The sequence below is a fragment of the Phenylobacterium sp. genome (genome assembly GCF_037138395.1).
Lineage (GTDB): Bacteria > Pseudomonadota > Alphaproteobacteria > Caulobacterales > Caulobacteraceae > Phenylobacterium.
Genome location: NZ_JBAXIM010000267.1, coordinates 1 through 1656 on the forward strand (window position 1 = coordinate 1; position 1656 = coordinate 1656).

At 64.9% G+C, this 1656-nt stretch carries 1 protein-coding gene; it reads right to left on the reverse strand.

The genetic code is table 11. From position 1 onward, the window contains the following. Nucleotides 1-186: 186 nt before the first annotated feature. On the reverse strand, nucleotides 187-1455 hold the full coding sequence (locus WCJ52_RS13100) for a cytochrome P450 (protein ID WP_336903744.1): 1269 nt from the start codon (nucleotides 1453-1455) through the stop codon (nucleotides 187-189). Between the last annotated feature and the right edge of the window lie 201 nt (nucleotides 1456-1656).

Consider the following 1656-nt stretch of genomic DNA (forward strand, 5'->3'; position numbering starts at 1 on the left):
TGCTGAGGGCGCTGGAGAGGGGCGACTGAGGCGAGCGCCGTTGACCCCCTCCGTCACGCTGCGCGCGCCACCTCCCCCTTGGGGGCGGAATTGGAGCCGTCTAAATGCTCCACCTTAGGGGGAGCTCCCGGCGTAGCCGGGTGAGGGGGTCAACGGCGGCTCAGCGGCCCCCTCCGTCCCGGGGCCCTACAGGCGGGAGGGGATGATCACCTGCATGCTCTCATAGCCCTTCACGAAGGCCGAGTAGATGCGCTCGGGCTCGCTGACGACCTGGATCTCGGGGAAGCGCTGGAGGATTTCTTCCCAGAGGATCTTCAGCTGCAGCTCGGCCAGGCGGTTGCCCACGCAGCGGTGGATGCCGAAGCCGAAGGAGAGGTGCTGGCGCGGACGCTCGCGGTCGATGATGTAGCTGTTGGGGTTCTCGATGACCTCGTCGTCCCGGTTGCCGGAGACGTACCACATGACGACCTTGTCGCCCTTGCGGATGGTCTTGCCGCCCAACTCCACGTCCCGCAGGGCGGTGCGCCGCATGTGGGCCAGGGGGGTCTGCCAGCGGATGGTCTCGGCGACCATGGAGGGGATGAGGTCCGGGTTGGCCTTGAGCTTGGCGAACTGGTCCGGGAACTGGTTCATGGCGTAGACCGAGCCGGTCATGGAGTTGCGGGTGGTGTCGTTGCCGCCGACGATCAGCAGGATCAGATTCCCCAGGTACTCCATGCGGTCCATGTTCCGCGTGGCTTCGCCGTGGGCGAGCATGGAGATGAGGTCGCCCTTGGGCTCAGCGTTGACCCGCTCGTTCCAGAGCCGGGTGAAGTAGTCCACGCATTCGAAGAGGTAGCCGCGACGCTCCATTTCCGGGTCATCGGTCTTGAAGTGCTTGGACGAATTGTCCGCCGTGGCGACGTCGGACCAGAAGGTCAGCTTGCGGCGATCCTCGAAGGGGAAGTCGAAGAGGGTGGCCAGCATCTGGGTGGTCAGCTCGATGGAGACCCGATCCACCCAGTCGAAGGGCTCGCCAATGGGCAGGTTGTCCAGGGTGTGCTGGATCCGGCTGCGAATCAGGGGTTCCATCAGGTGCAGGCTCTGGGGCGAGACCGCCGGGCTGACGGTCTTGCGCTGCATGTCATGCTTGGGTTGGTCCATGGCGATGAACATGGGCAGGGTGAAGTCGTCCATTGGGTCCGCCAGGGTGATGGACGGTTCGGACGAGAAGTCCCCGTGGTTGGTGTCCACGGCCATGATGTCGTTGTACCGGGTCACCGACCAGAAGGCGCCGTTCTCATGGTGCTCGGCCGGGTGCAGGTGGACCGGGTCCTCCTTCCGCAGGCGCTCGAAATAGGGCCACTGGGTGTCGGTCTTGAAGAGCTCGGGGTCGGCGACGTTGATGTCTTCGAGGGGCATGGAATAGGCCCGGGCGCGGGCCTCGGCCTTCAGGTCAACGGCTCCGTCACTCATGGGAAACTCCTCGGTCCGGCGCGACGCGGCGAAAGGGGGCCGCAGTCAATTTGAGCATTGCTCAGAACATGACGAAGGCGATGGCGAAATGCAAGCCGACCTGGCCTCAGATTGACCCCTGATTTTCGCCTGACGCCGGCGCAGGGACGGTGCATAAGGTCGCCCCGAAACACTGAAACCGGGGTCCGCCATGGCGGACCC

What these genes read in the sequence shown, in the direction of transcription:
- WCJ52_RS13100 (WP_336903744.1), bottom strand. Translation starts at nt 1,455, where the DNA reads ATGAGTGACGGAGCCGTTGACCTGAAGGCCGAGGCCCGCGCCCGGGCC.